The organism is Luteimonas notoginsengisoli, from assembly GCF_042648885.1.
Classification (GTDB): Bacteria; Pseudomonadota; Gammaproteobacteria; order Xanthomonadales; family Xanthomonadaceae; genus Luteimonas; species Luteimonas notoginsengisoli.
The window spans coordinates 1-1,183 of sequence record NZ_JBHRYF010000024.1; the positions used below are offsets into that span (position 1 = coordinate 1).

The 1,183-nt window shown below is 68.0% G+C and carries 1 protein-coding gene; it reads left to right on the forward strand.

The window, feature by feature from the left end; translation table 11 throughout:
* Positions 1 to 1,183 (forward strand): hypothetical protein (locus tag ACFOM9_RS16295; protein ID WP_386713394.1); only part of this gene is annotated, 1,183 nt, incomplete at both ends.

Below are 1,183 nucleotides of genomic sequence, written 5' to 3' on the forward strand. Positions count from 1 at the left end.
ATCGGGCGACTCGTATCTCGAGGTCGGCCCGATGATCGCCGACCTGTCGCTGACCCTGCACGTGTGCAAGGCCCGGGTCACCTCGTCGCAGCGCACGCGCTGGTCGGCCTATGCCGAGCAGGCGGTCTGGAACGTCTGGCATCCCGGGCAGGCCAGCTGGGGCGGACGCAGCCACCCGTGGTCCGGCTGGTCGACCAGCAATCCGGGCAACAACTACTACTACAGCTTCGTCGAGGCCACGATGTACTGGGCCCTGGCCAGCGGCAACGGCACCTGGATGACCCTGCTGCGCTCCAACAAGCTGCCCGCCCTGCAGAACTACTTCGCCGCCCTGCCCGGCGGCGGCAGCCTCGAGGGAACCGGCTACGGCACGTCCCACATGCGCCTGTTCTCGCTGTATCAGACCTGGCATGACGCCACCGGCGCCGACCTGGGCAACGCCAACTCCCACGTCACCGACAGCATCTATTACTGGATCCACGCCACCGTCCCCACCCTCGACCGATTCGCCCCGCTGGGTGACCAGGCGCGCAACTCCATCCCCGAGCTCTACGACTACCACCGCCGCCTGATGCTCGAGGCGCGCTACATCAGCAACGACACCGTGGCCCGCGATCGCGCTTCTTGGTGGCTGGCCAACATCTCCGTTGCCAGCATGAGCAACGGCTTCAACCGCCGTTACGACTTGCTGCCCGCCGGCAGCGGCGGCTCGCCTCCCACCGAACTGCTCTACCACGCCAAGGGCACCGGCACCCTGTTCGCGCGCAGCGACTGGTCCCGGACCGCCATGTGGCTGGCCTTCAACGCCGGGGCCTACAACGAAAGCCACGCCCACCAGGACCAGGGCGGCTTCACCCTGTTCGCCAACGACTGGCTGGCGGTGACCGAGAACATCTGGAGCCACAGCGGCATCCAGCAGGGCACTGAGACCCACAACGTGGTGCGCTTCGAGAAAGGCGGCCAGGTCATCGGCCAGTGCGAGCCGAGCACCTCGTCGATGACCGTCACCCCCGGCACCGGCGGCGCGTTCTCGGCCAACGCCAACCTCACCCCGGCCTACTGCGGCAGCTCCGCGGTCCGCAGCTGGCAGCGCAGGCTCGACTTCGCCCAGCGCAAGCTCACCGTCCGCGACACCTTCAGCCTCGGCAGTGGCACCGCCGCCACCTTCCAGATCAACGTCCCC